This is a genomic window from Spirulina subsalsa FACHB-351, from assembly GCF_026130165.1.
GTDB classification, from domain to species: Bacteria; Cyanobacteriota; Cyanobacteriia; order Cyanobacteriales; family Spirulinaceae; genus Spirulina_A; species Spirulina_A subsalsa_A.
In genome coordinates this window covers 19,820-35,016 of sequence record NZ_JAIHOM010000031.1, presented here as the reverse complement: position 1 = coordinate 35,016, position 15,197 = coordinate 19,820, and the positions used below count along the sequence as shown (strand labels likewise).

Annotated in this window: 10 protein-coding genes and 1 pseudogene; 7 read left to right on the top strand and 4 right to left on the bottom strand. The window is 47.1% G+C overall.

The window, feature by feature from the left end; translation table 11 throughout:
• The 5 genes and pseudogenes from K4A83_RS08140 to K4A83_RS08120 form a co-directional block, all read left to right on the top strand.
• Positions 1–316, top strand: a pseudogene (locus tag K4A83_RS08140) (Rpn family recombination-promoting nuclease/putative transposase); the annotation flags it as partial.
• A 184-nt stretch (positions 317–500) separates the two neighbouring features.
• Entirely contained in the window at positions 501–1,892 is a 1,392-nt protein-coding gene (locus K4A83_RS08135) for an MATE family efflux transporter (RefSeq protein WP_265263980.1), read from the top strand.
• Between the two features lie 497 nt (positions 1,893–2,389).
• Positions 2,390–5,530: a GAF domain-containing protein gene (locus K4A83_RS08130; RefSeq protein WP_265263979.1), complete on the top strand. Its 3,141-nt coding sequence runs from the start codon at positions 2,390–2,392 to the stop codon at positions 5,528–5,530.
• Positions 5,531–5,712: 182 nt separating this feature from the next.
• Positions 5,713–6,735, top strand: coding sequence for an ABC transporter ATP-binding protein (locus K4A83_RS08125; protein WP_265263978.1), 1,023 nt, complete (start codon positions 5,713–5,715; stop codon positions 6,733–6,735).
• Positions 6,736–6,780: 45 nt separating this feature from the next.
• Complete coding sequence (locus tag K4A83_RS08120) at positions 6,781–7,671, top strand: ABC transporter permease (RefSeq protein WP_265263977.1); 891 nt, start codon at positions 6,781–6,783, stop codon at positions 7,669–7,671.
• A gap of 297 nt (positions 7,672–7,968) precedes the next feature.
• On the opposite strand, the gene leuD is transcribed toward K4A83_RS08120, so the two are convergent.
• Positions 7,969–8,559, bottom strand: a complete 591-nt coding sequence (gene leuD, locus K4A83_RS08115; RefSeq protein ID WP_265263976.1) for a 3-isopropylmalate dehydratase small subunit — start codon at positions 8,557–8,559, stop codon at positions 7,969–7,971.
• A 248-nt stretch (positions 8,560–8,807) separates the two neighbouring features.
• Positions 8,808–9,182: a hypothetical protein gene (locus K4A83_RS08110; protein WP_265263975.1), complete on the bottom strand. Its 375-nt coding sequence runs from the start codon at positions 9,180–9,182 to the stop codon at positions 8,808–8,810.
• 328 nt (positions 9,183–9,510) lie between these two features.
• Here K4A83_RS08110 and K4A83_RS08105 point away from each other — a divergent pair, with 328 nt between their 5' ends.
• Both K4A83_RS08105 and K4A83_RS08100 read left to right on the top strand, forming a co-directional pair.
• Positions 9,511–10,674: a ferrochelatase gene (locus K4A83_RS08105; RefSeq protein WP_265263974.1), complete on the top strand. Its 1,164-nt coding sequence runs from the start codon at positions 9,511–9,513 to the stop codon at positions 10,672–10,674.
• A 175-nt stretch (positions 10,675–10,849) separates the two neighbouring features.
• Positions 10,850–11,689 carry an SPFH domain-containing protein gene (locus K4A83_RS08100; protein WP_265263973.1) on the top strand — a complete coding sequence of 280 codons (840 nt, stop codon included), beginning with the start codon at positions 10,850–10,852 and terminating at the stop codon, positions 11,687–11,689.
• Between the two features lie 259 nt (positions 11,690–11,948).
• Here K4A83_RS08100 and opcA read toward each other — a convergent pair whose 3' ends face one another.
• Together opcA and zwf are read right to left on the bottom strand one after the other, a co-directional pair.
• Complete coding sequence (gene opcA, locus K4A83_RS08095; protein WP_265263972.1) at positions 11,949–13,316, bottom strand: glucose-6-phosphate dehydrogenase assembly protein OpcA; 1,368 nt, start codon at positions 13,314–13,316, stop codon at positions 11,949–11,951.
• A gap of 332 nt (positions 13,317–13,648) precedes the next feature.
• Entirely contained in the window at positions 13,649–15,178 is a 1,530-nt protein-coding gene (gene zwf, locus K4A83_RS08090; RefSeq protein ID WP_265263971.1) for a glucose-6-phosphate dehydrogenase, read from the bottom strand.
• Positions 15,179–15,197 lie beyond the last annotated feature (19 nt).

Below are 15,197 nucleotides of genomic sequence, written 5' to 3'. Positions count from 1 at the left end.
AGAAACGATTGTTTTGTATAAATTGCCCCAGATTAGTCGTCAGGAGTTAGGAGAAATGTTTAGTGTGGAGAATTTGAAAAAGACTCGTTTTGCTCAAGAAATGAAGCAAGAGGGACTAGAGGAAGGTTTACAACAGGGACGAGAGCAGGGTTTACAACAGGGTCGAGAGCAGGGTTTGCAGCAAGGACGAGAGCAGATGAAACAGCAACTCATCCACCGTTTAGCTGACCGAGGGATGTCTCCTGATGAAATTGCCGAGCTTCTGGAATTAGACCCCACTGTTGTGCAACAAATCCTCAAATCTTCAGAGAATTAAGCTAGACCAGAGTTCCTTCCCTCCTTACTCCCCCTCATGAAGGTCGTCACTATGTTGATTCTAGCATTGGGCTTTTTCAGCAGACCCTAATTATTTCTGACTCCCGACTCCCCGACCAGTAGACTTTCTCAGCAAGCTCTAAGATACTCTTAACGTCCGCACTACGTTGAGGAGTCATATTTGGGTGAGAGCTAAATCATTTTGGATTCAAGAAATTCAAGCTTGTCTACAACTGGCGATTCCCTTAGCCGCCGCCCAATTATCAGAAGCGGTGATCAATTTTGTAGATACCATTATGATGGGACAATTAGGCCCGAAAGCCCTAGCCGGAGGTGCATTAGGTGCTGTCACCTTTACCACCTTCCTCATCGTCTCCACCGGGATGTTATCGGCCGTCGGCGCTGTTGCTGCCATTGCCTTCGGGGCTGGAGACTTCCCCAAACTGCGTCTAATCAACGCCCAAGGCTTCTGGCTGACCCTTTTGTTATCCCTCCCCCTGATGCTCCTAACATGGCACTTTACGCCGATTTTGCGGCAGTTAGGCCAATCAGAAGATCATTTACCTCTCACCCAGGCCTATCTACAATCTATTGTGTGGGGACTTCCAGCCGCCTTGGGATTTATCGCCTTAAGAAATATGACTTCTGCCCTCAATCGTCCCCGTTTAGTCATGATTATTATGGTGACAGGAATTCTGCTAAATGTGGGGGGAAATTACGTCCTCATGTTTGGAAAATTGGGCTTTCCTACTCTCGGAATTGCGGGGATTGGTTGGGCGAGTACCTTAGCCTTCTGGGTGAAGTTTCTGCTACTAGGAATTGGCATATTTTATGATCGCCACTTAAAACCTTATCACCTCTTTACCCGGTGCTATCAAATCCATCTCCCGGTTTTATGGGAATTACTCCGCATCGGCACCCCCTCCGCCCTGCTATTCCTGGTCGAAGCAAGTTTATTTACCGTTATTACCTATCTCATGGGACTCTGGGGAACAGTTTCCCTTGCCGCCCATCAAATCGCCCTACAAACGGCGGCTACTACCTTTATGATTCCCTTGGGGATTGCCTATGCTACGACTATGCGAGTCGGTCAAAATCTGGGGCGTTGTGACGTAAAAAGTGCAAAAAGGTCAGGAATAGTAGGTATTCTTTTGTCATCTTGGTTTATGAGTTTAATGGCCATGATTTTATGGTTTTTCCCAGAATTGGTTATTACCATATATTTAGACGTTAATCAAGCTGAAAATATAGAGGTTTTTGAATTAAGCAAGAGCTTGTTAAAAGTGGCGGCTGTTTTTCAGATTTTTGATGGAGTGCAAGTTGTGGCAAACGGTGCATTACGCGGTATTAAGGACACAAAAATTCCCCTAGTTATTGGCATTGTGTGTTATTGGTTAGTCGGCTTCAGTAGTGGCTATTTATTAGCCCAGAGGCTGGGGCTACAAGCCATTGGTCTATGGTTAGGTTGTGTCTTTGGACTGATGACTGCTGCCGTGGTTTTGACTTGGCGTTTTTTCCACAAGGTTGGTTATTTATCGGGTCAGTCTTGTGAACCAATTGTAATCAGTAATCAGTAATCCGTGAACAGTTCCGATGCCCTAACCTTGACCAGAGGACATTGATGCTTAACGGGTCACGATGGTTCGCCCCCTACAATGATTTATTGTTGATTCGGGGGTGGGGAGATTGTTGGACAACCTCCAGCCTGACTGAGTATTTTTGGGAGAAAAGGCAGCCCATCCCTTACAATAAGAGAGGAAGAATAAATTATTTTTAATGGCGGAAATTTGTGCAGGCAGAGAAAAGTGATGAGTTCCTTCTCAGTGCTTTCTCCATTCAGTTCTTGCCTCAAGAATTTCTGACAGGTTTCTGCTGTGTGTATCACCCTAAAACTGACTGAGCTTGGACATTAGCCGGAATCGGCTAGGTCGTAAAACCCACCCATCCTAGATTTTTTAGACGCAACTCAAAAAATAATTCTGAAATTATCAAACGGGTTTAAGCTCTTGAGCCTGTCTCATTTTTGTCACAATTCTTTGTTACTTTAGCAGGAGGGAATCGCTGATTAGTTATTATGATTACAACTGAAGAATTAACCCAAATTCAACAACAAAAAGCTCTTTTAGGGGTTATTACTCGTATTCGTCAGTCTTTAGAACTGGAAACTATTTTTCAAACAACGGTGACAGAGATTTGTCAGTTGTTACAGTCAGATCGGGCGGCGATTTTCCGTTTTTATCCGGAGTTAGATTGGCAGGGAGAATTTATCTGTGAGGAAATTCGGTCGGGTGTGTCTTCGGTCTTGGAGAAAAGGGTCTGTGATCACTGTTTTGGAGATCAGTTTGCTGCGCACTACGAAAAGGGGCGGATTCAGGCGGTGGCGGATATTCAGGCGGCGGGATTAAGTGATTGTCACAGTCAGATTTTAGCTCAGTTTCAAGTGAGGGCGAATCTGGTGGTGCCTCTGTTGAAGGGGGAGAAATTATGGGGGTTAATTTGTATTCATCAATGTGATCGGCCTCGGGATTGGGAAGCAAGAGAAATTGAATTTATTCGTCATATTGCGGAACATTTGAGTGTCGCGCTGCAACAAAATGATGTGCTGGAACGGGTGCAGGGACAAGCGCGGGAGTTGGCACAGGTAATGGAACGGGAAAAGGCAGCGCGTTATCATCGTCTCATGAGTGCGATCGCCGACAAAATCCGTGCCTCCTTGGAAATTGAGCAGATTTTCCGCACCAGTACCGAAGAAGTCCGTCAGGTATTACAAGCGGAACGAGTGGCTATTTATCGCTTTTTCCCCGACTGGAGTGGGGAATTTGTGGCGGAATCTAAAGGGGAGGAGTGGTGTAGTTTAGTGGGGGGAGAACAGCCCATTATTGCCGACACCCACCTTCAGGAAACCCAAGGGGGGCGTTATGTTCACGGGGAAACCTTCGCTATTGATGACATCTACTTAGCGGGGCATCAGGACTGTCATATTGCCCTGTTAGAGCAGTTTCAAGCCCGCGCCTATGTGATTGTACCCATTTTACATGGAGAGCAGTTGTGGGGCCTTTTAGCGGCCTATCAGAACTCTGGTCCCCGACGTTGGGAAAGCCACGAGGTGGACTTATTAGCCCAAATTGGGCGACAGTTAGCCATTGCGCTCCAACAAGCGGAATTATTAGCCAAAACCCGTTCCCAAGCCCAATATCTCGGCCAAGTCGCCCAACGACAAAAAACCCTCGCTAGTATTAGCGAAAAAATCCGCCGTTCTTTAGACCTGCAAACCATTTTTAACACGGCGACTCAAGAAGTGCGGCAGGTTTTACAAGCGGAACGGGTGGTGATTTACCGCTTTCTGCCGGATTGGAGCGGGGAATTTATGGCGGAGTCCAAAGGGGAAGAATGGCGGACTGTGGTGGGGAAAAACTGCCCAATTATTTCGGACAAACATTTGCGAGAAACTCAGGGGGGTCGCTATGCTGCCCATGAAACCTCAACAGTTACGGATATTTATGAGGTGGGTTTTTCCCCTTGTCATCTCCAAATGTTAGAACAATTACAAGCCCGGGCTTATATGATTGTTCCCATTTTCTTGGGGGAGAATCTCTGGGGCTTGTTAGCGGCCTATCAAAATTCGGCCCCTCGTTACTGGCAAGCTGATGAGGTGGAACTGTTGACCCAAATTGGTTCTCAGTTGGGGATGGCCATTCAACAGGGGCAATATTTGCAACAAATGCAAGCCCAATCGGCACAATTAGCGATCGCGGCGGAACAGGAAAAATCCCTCCAACGCCAGAAAACCACGGCCCTTATTATCGGCAAAATCCGCCAATCCCTTGATCTTGCTACGATTTGCCGCACGGCTGCTGAGGAAGTCAAAACCATTTTAGCGGTGGATCGGGTGGTGATTTATCGCTTTAATGAGGATTGGAGTGGTGAATTTGTCTTTGAATCTGTGGGAGAGGGCTGGATTCATTTGATGGCGGAACAATGGGTTTATCCCAAGTTACGCGGGAATCTCAGTGACTGTAGCTTAAAAAACCTCGCCCACCTGCCCAAAGCGGACACCTATCTCCAAGATACCCAAGGGGGACGCTTTACTCCAGGAAGCCCGATGCGGATGTGTGATGATATTGCACAGGCGGGATTTAGTCCTTGTTATCTCAATGTTTTGCATCAAATGCAGGCGAAAGCCTATGTCATTGTAGGGATTTATCAAGGGGAGAAGCTATGGGGATTGTTGGCCGTTTATCAAAATAGCACCCCTCGGACTTGGGATGTGGCGGAAGGGGAGTTATTGCTGCAAGTGTCGGAACAGTTGGGGGTAGCGCTGCAACAGGCCGAATTGTTGGCAACGACTCGTCAACAGGCCCAGGAACTGGCGATCGCCCTCCAAGAGTTGAAAACCGCTCAAACCCAACTGATTCATAATGAGAAGATGGCCGGTTTAGGGCAGTTAGTGGCCGGGATTGCCCACGAAATCAACAACCCCGTCAACTTTATCTATGGCAATTTAACCCATGTGGAGGACTATGCCCAAGATATTTTAGGGCTGTTGGAACTATATCGGGACTACTACCCCAATCCTCATCCCGATCTTATTCAACACACCGATGAGATTGATCTTCACTTTCTGGAAGAAGACCTTCCCCGCACCCTTGATTCTATGAAAATTGGGGCGGAACGGATTCGGCAGTTGGTGTTATCTTTGCGGACGTTTTCCCGGATTGATGAGGCTGAGAAAAAACCCGCGAAGATTCATGAGGGGATTGATAGCACTCTGTTAATCTTGCAACATCGTTTTAAAAGCAGTGCCACAAGTAAAACCATTGAGGTGGTGAAGGACTATGACACCTTGCCTCTGGTGGAATGTTATCCAGCCCAACTCAATCAGGTGTTTATGAATTTGTTGAGCAATAGCATTGATGCCCTAGAGATGAAATATCATCAATCTGATCTTGAGGATGTGCCGCGTTTATCCATTCAAACGCGCTTGCTGGATCATCAAGTGGAAATCCGACTGGGGGATAATGGGGTGGGGATTCCCGAGAAGGTGCGATCGCGCATTTTTGACCCCTTCTTCACCACTAAAGACCCCGGCAAAGGCACTGGATTAGGGTTATCCATTAGTTATCAGATTATCGTTGAGAAGCACAAAGGGCGCATTGAGTGCCACTCCCAAGAAGGACAAGGCACAGAGTTTGTCATCGTGATTCCTCTGGGCTAAGGCAAGAGTGATTGGGGAATCGGGAGTCCAGTCATTAGCCAGAAACCGGGTTGCCTTTATGGTCTGGTTTTCTCGACACACCCGACTAAAAACCCGGTTTCTAATTTCGCTAATCCCCCTCCGTCAACGGGGGGGGATTGTGTCACAATAGGGGAACGTAGAGTGTTGCAAATTGTAAAGTTATGGCTGCTGCCGTTGTTATAGAGCATTTAAAGAAAAAATACGGGGCTACAGAGGCCGTGAAAGATATCTCGTTTCACGTAGAAAAGGGGGAAATTTTCGGGCTTTTGGGTCCCAATGGGGCGGGCAAAAGCACAACCATTCGCTGTTTATGTACCCTTGCCAAGCCCGACGAGGGGAAAATTGAAGTTTGTGGGGTTTCCGTGCGCGATCGCCCCAAGGAAGCGCGAAAATACTTCGGCTATGTCGCCCAAGAGGTCGCCTTAGATAAAATGCTAACCGGGCGAGAATTGTTAAAGTTACAAGCAGCCCTGTACCATTTACCCAGTGCCTTAGCCCGGCAACGGATTGAACAATTACTGAATCTGTTGGGATTACAAGACTATGGGGATCAAAAAACCGGAACCTATTCCGGGGGATTGCGCAGACGGTTGGATCTCGCTTCGGGATTATTGCATCAACCGCAACTTTTAGTCTTAGATGAACCCACTGTGGGGTTAGATATAGAAAGTCGTTTTGTCATGTGGGACTTTCTGCGTCAGTTACGGGAAGCGGGGACAACGGTTTTAATTACCAGTCATTATCTAGAAGAAATAGACGCTTTGGCCGATCGTCTGGCCATTATTGATCGGGGTTTAGTTTTAGCCGAGGGCAGTCCTTCCCAGTTAAAAGATCAAGTGGGAGGCGATCGCGTTACCTTACGCATTCGGGAGTTTACCCCACCCCAAGAAGCCCAACAAGCCAAACAGCAATTACAAACCTTACCTTTTGTGGAAGAGGTAATTATTAATGAAGCCCAAGGCCACTCCTTAAATTTAGTGGTGCAACGGGATTGTAACCCCCTAACCCAAATTGAGCAGAATTTACAATCGATTGGTTTACCGACCTTTAGTTTAGCCCAATCGCGACCCAGTTTAGATGATGTTTATTTAGCCGCCACAGGACGCACCTTAATGGATGCAGAGTTAGCGGCTGCTGGGACAAGGGACATAAAAAAAGAGCAAAAACAAGCGATGAAAAGCTAAAAAATCTGTTGGTTTTGAAAGTTTATTTTTGAGGAAAGTTTTACCATGAGTCAATCGATTTTACCCAATTCTAGTAACAGTTTAGCCCCCAATCCAGCCCTAGCGGAAATGACCACTGGGGAGAATGAACTGGCTAATTTTGTTCAAGAAACCCTCGCCCTAACTCAACGGTTGTTTATTCAACTTCAGCGTCGTCCTTCCACCTTAATGGCGGGAGTAATTCAGCCTTTAATGTGGTTGATTTTATTTGGGGCATTGTTTTATAAAGCCCCTCAAGGATTATTCGGATTTGATGTAAATTATGGGCAGTTTCTCGCCCCCGGGATAATTGTATTTACAGCCTTTTCTGGGGCATTAAATGCCGGACTTCCGGTCATGTTTGACCGAGAATTTGGCTTTCTCAATCGTCTATTAGTCGCTCCCTTGACCACTCGTTATTCCATTGTGGCCGCTTCTACCCTGTATATTATCGCCTTGGCCTTTATCCAGACCGGGGTGATTGTCGGGGCGAGTGCCTTACTGGGTGCAGGTTTGCCGGGGATTGGGGGTTTAATTGCGATCGCCACCATTGTCTTTTTGATTGTCCTGGGTGTAACCGCCCTCAGTTTAGGTCTGGCCTTTGCCCTCCCCGGACATATTGAACTGATTGCCGTGATTTTTGTCACCAACTTACCCCTACTCTTTGCCAGCACCGCCTTAGCCCCCCTATCTTTTATGGCCAACTGGTTAAAATGGGTTGCCTCTTTTAACCCCTTAACCTATGCCATTGAACCCATTCGTTATCTCTATTTCAATAGTGATTGGGGGTTAAATAGTGTCGTCATGACAGCCCCTTGGGGAGAAATGAATTTCGCCGTAGTGTTGACTGTATTAGTGTTGTTTGATGGGGTAGTTTTGGCACTCATTCAACCCTTATTACGTCGGCGTTTTGCTTAATCCGAAATAAGAAACCGGGTTTTTGGTAGGGCGCACCGAGAAAACCAGACAATCAACGCAACCCGGTTTCTGGGTACTAGGTGGGGCTTGCTGAAAAAAACCAACGCTAGACTCAACATCAGCTTGTTCACAAAGATGATGCACTACTTGATAAGGATTTTCCTTGAGGTTTTGGAGAAGGCATCTTGACATCTGATTGAATACAAATGACAGCATATAGCGTTTCCAAATCTCGGGAATAAGTCTGTTTGATGGGTCAATTTTCGAGGCATTGAACTCATCAAAAACGCTTTTAGATCAAGCCCAAACGAGATAGGGTAATTGAGCCGTAGTCGCCAGAATTTGCTCCCGATTCGCCACTAACTGCCCACAACTATCCCATGTTCCCGTCGTCAGCATTTGCTGAGAACCCGTCCCCATTTCAACCTTAAACGTTAAGCCCTCAAAACCCACTTCTAATGCTTCTAAATTGAGGGTAAGCGTGCCTTGAGGATTATTCATTAAAGCCTGTTGTAACTGGGCAACTTGTTCCGGCGAAGCCGTTACACAGGGAATGCCAATCGCAACACAATTACCAAAGAAAATTTCTGCAAAACTCTCCCCGATGAGGGCTTGAATTCCCCATTTTGACAACGCTTGGGGGGCGTGTTCCCGCGAGGAACCACAGCCAAAATTTTCATTCACGACGAGAATATTAGCCCCTTGATATTGGGGTAAATCAAAGGGGTGTTGTCCCTGCATTTGTTGACGGTCATCCGCAAAAGCCTGTTCTCCTAAACCGTCAAAGGTGACACAGCGCAGGAAACGAGCGGGAATGATGCGGTCTGTATCAATATCATTACCTTGGAGGGGAATGCCTCGTCCTGAAATGGTTTTAACTTCACTCATAGGATCTATTGATTAAGATTCACTACTCATTATCGCAAATCTTGGGTCAGCTTTTCCGTCGAGTTTGAATCGGCAGAAATAACAGAAAGAAACATCAGAGCTAAAAAACCCGATGTTTCCAGAATCAGCCAGAATATATAGTTCACCTGATGAAAGAGGGAGTCACGAAACGGCACAGGGGAGGAGGAATGATGGGACAATAAGTCCTCTGGGTTTCTTTCACCTCCGGGATAGTACCATCTAAGATTTTAGCGATATAAGAGGGTATTAAGGATTGTCCGTCCATTGCCATCAATTACTTGTACACGAATTACATTAGGGTCTGAAGGTTGCCAAGCGACTTGATAGCGGATGTTGCCATTACGCCAAGTGTAAACTCGTCGCTGGGCATTGCCTCCGGTGCTGGCTCCACTGAGGTAAATGTCATTGTCCGTGCGTCGATTGCGGCCGTAATAGCTCAGAGCGTTGTTGTAATAGTCTAGGGTGACAGACCACTCGGCATTCTGGAAGGTGCCAATGGGTAAACGACTTTGAGCGACAACGGGACTGGGGACGGCCATCTGTGCAATCGTAGGGGTAGCTAGACCTAAAATAGCGCTGAGGGCGATCGCAGAAATTTTCATAGAAGCTTGCAACTCCTTAGTTGTAACGGATTAAAAGGATCATTGGTCATGCACCTTGTCATTACTCCACAAACTAGATTGAGGATTTCGCAAAATTCAAAAATTCCTCCCTTAAGTCCGGTGTTAATCACTCAAAACAAGGGTGATCTGGGCCCAAGTGTACCCTAAAACACCTGAAAAAACTGGAGCAGGGTAGCCCCATCTCTGGAAAGCGGGGAAAGCAATACTATCCCCTCATCCTGCCTCTCATCCCCTCATCCCCCCCAAGGGGATGGTATGCTAAAGATTAAATGATTTGGAAACTGAATCCACCTGTAGGAGTTGAATCGTGGTTGCTACCCCAGAGAAAATCCAACACCAGAGTAAAGATACCCCCACAGGCGGCGATCGCGTTGCTGTGTTACTCATGGGTTATGGTGAAGTAGAAAGTTATGAAGACTTTGCCAACTATAACGAACAAGCACTAAATCTGCTGACCGCTAAATTTGCCCCCGTACCCACTTGGATTTACCCCCCCCTAGCCAAATTACTCGCCATCTTTGACCTCCATGAATGGAGTCATCAACACGGAAATTTTATTTCCCCCCATAATCAGATTTTTGAACAACAACGAGCTGGAGTAGAACAAGCCCTTCAAAAAACTTGGGGAGACAAAGTAAAAGTCTTTAAAGCCTTCAACTTTTGCGCCCCCCATTTACCCGAACAAATATTAACCCAAATCAAAGCCGAGGGATTCGATAAACTCTTGATTTATCCCCTGTTAGTCGTCGATTCTATCTTTACCAGTGGCATCGCCGTTGAACAAGTCAATCACGCTCTCAGCCACCTAGCAGACCCCGGAGAACACTGGTTAAAAGGAACACGATATATTCCCTCCTTTTACAATGAACCCGCCTATATTGACCTCCTAGCCCGCTTAGTCGAAGAAAAAATTCAAAAAGATTTAGCCGTAGCTCACTTACCCTCACAAACCGGGATTGTTTTAATGAATCATGGTTGTCCCCATAAAGCCAAAGGATTCACCTCTGGAATTATGGAAAGTGAAGCCCTTTATGAAGCCGTTCGCGCTAAATTAATTCATAAATATCCCCTCATTTCCATCGGTTGGTTGAACCATGACACCCCCTTAATTGAATGGACACAACCTAATGTTGAACTAGCCGCCAAAAACTTAATAGAATTAGGGGCAACCGCCATTGTTATGATGCCTATTGGTTTTGCCACAGAAAACCACGAAACCCTGTTAGATGTAGAGCATATTATGGGGCATTTGCGCCAAAAATATTATAAAGTCACCTACGTTCAAATGGCTTGCGTCAATGATCATCCTGATTTTTTGAACATGGTTGCAGACTGGGCCAATCCCCAAATCGAGGCACTTCTGGCAGAAACCGGAGTGACCGTTAACCCCAGTTTAGCTCAAAGCCTTCACAGTCACACCCATGACCACCACCACCATCATCATCATGGTGAACATCACCATCACCACTAAGGCAAAACCTGACAATCACTGAAGTGTAAGTTAACAGAGGAGACTCACCGGAGTTTCTGTGGCACTCCGGTGATTCCCCCTTCCTGCCATAGGCTTTCCGGGACTGTTCTATAATAATTGTAAGTTAGGGTGTTTCCTAGAAGCGCTGAACAATCCCGTTAATACTTCCCAACCTATGGATATTTTACTTTATAGCGTTCTGGCTGCATTTATTAGCACAGTGGGGGCATTTTTAGCCTCAATTCGTATTATTAATGAAGGGAATGAGGCCTTAGTTGAAAGACTAGGACAGTATAACAAAAAACTGACCCCCGGACTCAATTTTATTGTCCCGGTTGTGGATTCAATTGTTGTGGAAGAAACGACGCGGGAAAAGGTCTTAGGCATTGATCCGCAAAATGCTATTTCTAAAGATAATGTGTCCTTACGGGTCGATGCAGTAGTGTATTGGCAGATTATTGATTTAGAGAAAACCTTCTATGTTGTCGAAGATATTACTTCAGCTATTGAGAACTTAGTTGTAACAACACTACGATCAGCCATTGGACGATTAGAGTTAGAAGAAACCTACTCCTCCCGGGATAAAATTAATCAGGAACTACTACAACAGTTAGATGAAGCTACAGGAAATTGGGGAGTCAAAATTACTCGGGTGGAGGTGCGAGAAATCACCCCAGCGCGGACGGTGATGGAGTCTCTAGAGTTAGAACGGGCGGCTGAGAGTAAAAAACGGGCGGCTTTATTGGAAACGGAGGGTACGGTTAAGTCGATTGAAATGTTATCAAAGGCATTGCAATTACAGCCGGATGCACAAAAAGTTTTACAATATTTAGTAGCGCAACGTTATGTCGATGCCAATGAAAAGTTAAGTGAAAGTCCGAATTCTAAGATTGTTTTTATGGATCCTAATGCCTTAAATCAGGCGATGACAGATTTAATGTTACATCGGGAAAACCCTTCTTCTATCCCTCCTAAACCCCCCGGAAATGCGGGCAATGGTTCTCAAGGTTCTTAAGTGGAATACAGAGGGGGATCTAACCTTGAAGTAACTATTCGCGGGTGGTAGAGTAGAATAGAGAGATGAAAGATCCAAAACCGCCAACAGTCCTCATAGCCGGAGTTGAAATCCCCCAAGCCAATTGGAGACATACCCCTTTGCCATGACAGGATTCTATGAGTCAAGGAGGGATTGCTTCGGGGGACTTTTCCGATACATCTCCCGGATTAACCTTTCCTCCCCCTCGCCATGACAGGATTCACCCTCCAAGTTGCTTTTATCTTGCCATCAACTGCATCATTTCATAGGTTAAAACCATACTCTCTTCATAGAGCATATCTTTCCCCCAACGTTGCAATTGTTGACCCAATAATTGTTCCGTTTTTTGATCAGAAAGGGAAGTCACTTGATTAATGCGACAAGACTGAGCGCCCCCTCCTGATTCCATACGCATACAGCCAGTCGTTTCCGAGCATAATACGGTACAACAATCCGCCTCACAGTTGGTGGAGTCCAGTTTCAAACTAATTAAATCCCCCGGAATATCGCCCCAATCAGCCGTAGGAATGCCCGCCAACTCTACAGAAATATGACGCTGTTCTTTCCCCACAAAACGAATACGACGGATATCATAATCTCCCCCTTCGTGTTCGTAGGCAATGGGTTTCCAATGTAACCGACTGGCTAACCAACCTAAATATAATAAAGCTTGGGATGGGTTGCCTTTTTCGTAGTCAATCACTACTTGATCCACTTCCCAAATTTGTAAACGACGTTCAGGAGGATCAAAGGCTTCGGCGGCTAATTCTTGCCACGGGGCAATCCGTCGCCAATTCAAATCTGCAATGGGGAGTCCTTGGTCAATTAAGCTACCAATACAGTGTAAATCAGCTTCGGCATGGCTGAAACTGCTGGAATCGACAATGATGGTGTCGCAGTTTTTGACCAAGCGCTGGAATAATCCGTAGTCGGATTGGGGGGTAGCTTTCCACCAGATAAATTTCGGTAAGTCGGGGATCATTAGGGCGGAAATAATGCCCCCAATGCGTTCTAGGGCTTCTGCTGTGCCGCGCAGGTTGATATATTCACAACAGATTAAAGTGCTGCTGCTGCGTTTTTGAATGGGACAGTAGGCGGAAACTTGGGCGGTTACTCCTTCATCGGCTCCGGTGGTGGGGCAAAGGGTGATGATGCGGCAAGGATTGGAAGAGGCGATCGCATCCGCCACCCCCGCCCCATCCAAATCCGGCGCATACTGTAACGCAGCGCGCAAATTATCCGGCGTTTGTTTATCCAACACCGTCAACTGTTCAAACTCCGCCTTAAGCCGTTTGATAAACGCCTCATCAGATTTACCCGTCACCTCAAAATCATAGGCTTTTTGTGCCGCCTTAATCGCCGCTTCTGTGCGGCCGCCAGAAATGCCATCAATGGGGCCTGTATAGAACCCTAACGCCGCTAACAGTAGCTGAGTGCCATCCGGTTCATAAATCAGAAAACTAAAGGTTGTAGCGCGAGTAGCCGCCAAACCGGCCTCACCAGAGCTATAGTTTTGCCAAATATCCCGCAAAGAGGCTTCAATTTCATCAATCGAAACATCTTTAGGGGCTTGCAGAGAAACCAAAGGGGGGGAAGTTGGAACCATAATCAGGTAATGGGTAATGGGTAATAGTTAATAGGGAATAGACAATCTTGAAAAGTTAAGCCCGTATTGTCCCCCCCTTCCAAAGGGGGGCTAGGGGGGATACTCCAGTCCCCCCCTTCCAAAGGGGGGCTAAGGGGGATACTCCAGTCCCCTCCTTCCAAAGGGGGGCTAAGGGGGATACTCCAGTCCCCTCCTTCCAAAGGGGGGCTAGGGGGGATACTCCAGTCCCCTCCTTCCAAAGGGGGGCTAGGGGGGATACTCCAGTCCCCCCCTTCCAAAGGGGGGCTAGGGGGGATAAATCCCCTGAATAGCGAGCTAGAGCAGATCAGACCTTACAATCTGCGCCAACGTCGTCCATCGCGGTTAATCAAAAACTCAGCCTCCGTCGGTTGCCAAGTTCCAGCCTCATACTGGGGAATTGTAGCCGGATCAGCCGGAGCATCCCAAGCGGCTAAAGCCGGAGTGACGACCCGCCAAGCCTCCTCCACTTCATCCCCCCGAGTAAACAGGGTTTGATCTCCTAACATACAATCCAATAACAAACGGTTATAAGCGTCTGCCGTTTCCATACCAAAAGAACTCCCATAACTGAAATCCATATCTACCGTGCGCGTCCGTAAATCTGGCCCCGGCATTTTCGCCTCAAAGCGTAAATTAATCCCCTCATTGGGTTGAATGCGCATAGCCAGAATATTAGGACTGGTTTGTTGGGCTGCCGACTGGAAAATCAGTAACGGCACCTCCTTAAACTGAATGGCAATTTCACTCACCTTTTTCGGTAAACGTTTCCCCGTGCGTAAATAAAACGGCACCCCTTTCCAGCGCCAATTATCAATCATTAATTTCATCGCCACAAAGGTGGGGGTAGTCGTACCCGGTTTAACGCCCGGTTCTTCCCGGTACCCCGGAATGGGTTTCCCTTTCATCCACCCGGCGGAGTATTGCCCGCGAATAGCTGAACGGTCAAGGTTTTGGGTGTCGGCCAAGTGCATGGCTTGGAAGACTTTGACCTTTTCGTTCCGGATACTGTCCGCATCGAGGGAATTAGGGGCATCCATTGCCGTAATGGCTAAAAGCTGCATCAGGTGGTTTTGTACCATATCCCGCAGTGCGCCAGAGGTTTCATAGTAGCCGGCCCGATCTTCTACGCCCACACTTTCGGCAACGGTAATCTGGATATGATCCACATAGTTCCGATTCCAGAGGGGTTCAAAGATGGCGTTGCCGAAGCGGAACACGAGAATATTTTGTACTGTTTCTTTGCCCAAATAGTGGTCAATCCGGTAGACCTGATCCTCTCGGCAAACTTCCTGAACGACCCGATTTAGAGCCTTGGCACTGCCTAAATCCTTGCCAAAGGGTTTTTCTATCACCACCCGGTTTTTAATGGGGTCTTTGAGCATTCCGGCGGCCCCCAAGTTTCTTAAACCGGGGACAAAAAAGTTGGGGGAAACGGCGAGGTAAAATACACGGTTGCCTCTTGTGCCGCGTTTGCCGTCGAGTTCACTCAGAAGGGTGTCGAGTTTCTCATAACTGGCGGCCTCATCCATGTTACCGGAACAGTAAAAGAGGCCCTGGGCGAAGTCGTTCCAGACGGCCTCGTTCCCAATGCCGCCGCCAAATTCTTCCACGCCTTGGCGCATTTGTTCCCGGAAATAATCATCGCTCCAATCTCGACGCGCTACCCCGACAATGGTGATTTCGGGGGGAAGGCGACGTTCTTTTTTCAGTTGATAGAGGGCGGGGACTAATTTCCGTTGGGTGAGGTCGCCCGATGCCCCAAAGATAGTTAAAATCAGGGGTTCGGGGGTTCGTTCTTGTTGCAGTCCAACGCGCAGGGGATTTTCTTGCAGGGTAATCATGAAATCGTTTGTAGGAAGG

Bases quoted from the DNA above. Each gene is read 5' to 3' on its own strand.
- zwf (WP_265263971.1), bottom strand. From the start codon at position 15,178: ATGATTACCCTGCAAGAAAATCCCCTGCGCGTTGGACTGCAACAAGAA.
- K4A83_RS08110 (WP_265263975.1), bottom strand. From the start codon at position 9,182: ATGAAAATTTCTGCGATCGCCCTCAGCGCTATTTTAGGTCTAGCTACC.
- K4A83_RS08100 (WP_265263973.1), top strand. From the start codon at position 10,850: ATGGATATTTTACTTTATAGCGTTCTGGCTGCATTTATTAGCACAGTG.
- K4A83_RS08130 (WP_265263979.1), top strand. From the start codon at position 2,390: ATGATTACAACTGAAGAATTAACCCAAATTCAACAACAAAAAGCTCTT.
- K4A83_RS08120 (WP_265263977.1), top strand. From the start codon at position 6,781: ATGAGTCAATCGATTTTACCCAATTCTAGTAACAGTTTAGCCCCCAAT.
- opcA (WP_265263972.1), bottom strand. From the start codon at position 13,316: ATGGTTCCAACTTCCCCCCCTTTGGTTTCTCTGCAAGCCCCTAAAGAT.
- leuD (WP_265263976.1), bottom strand. From the start codon at position 8,559: ATGAGTGAAGTTAAAACCATTTCAGGACGAGGCATTCCCCTCCAAGGT.
- K4A83_RS08125 (WP_265263978.1), top strand. From the start codon at position 5,713: ATGGCTGCTGCCGTTGTTATAGAGCATTTAAAGAAAAAATACGGGGCT.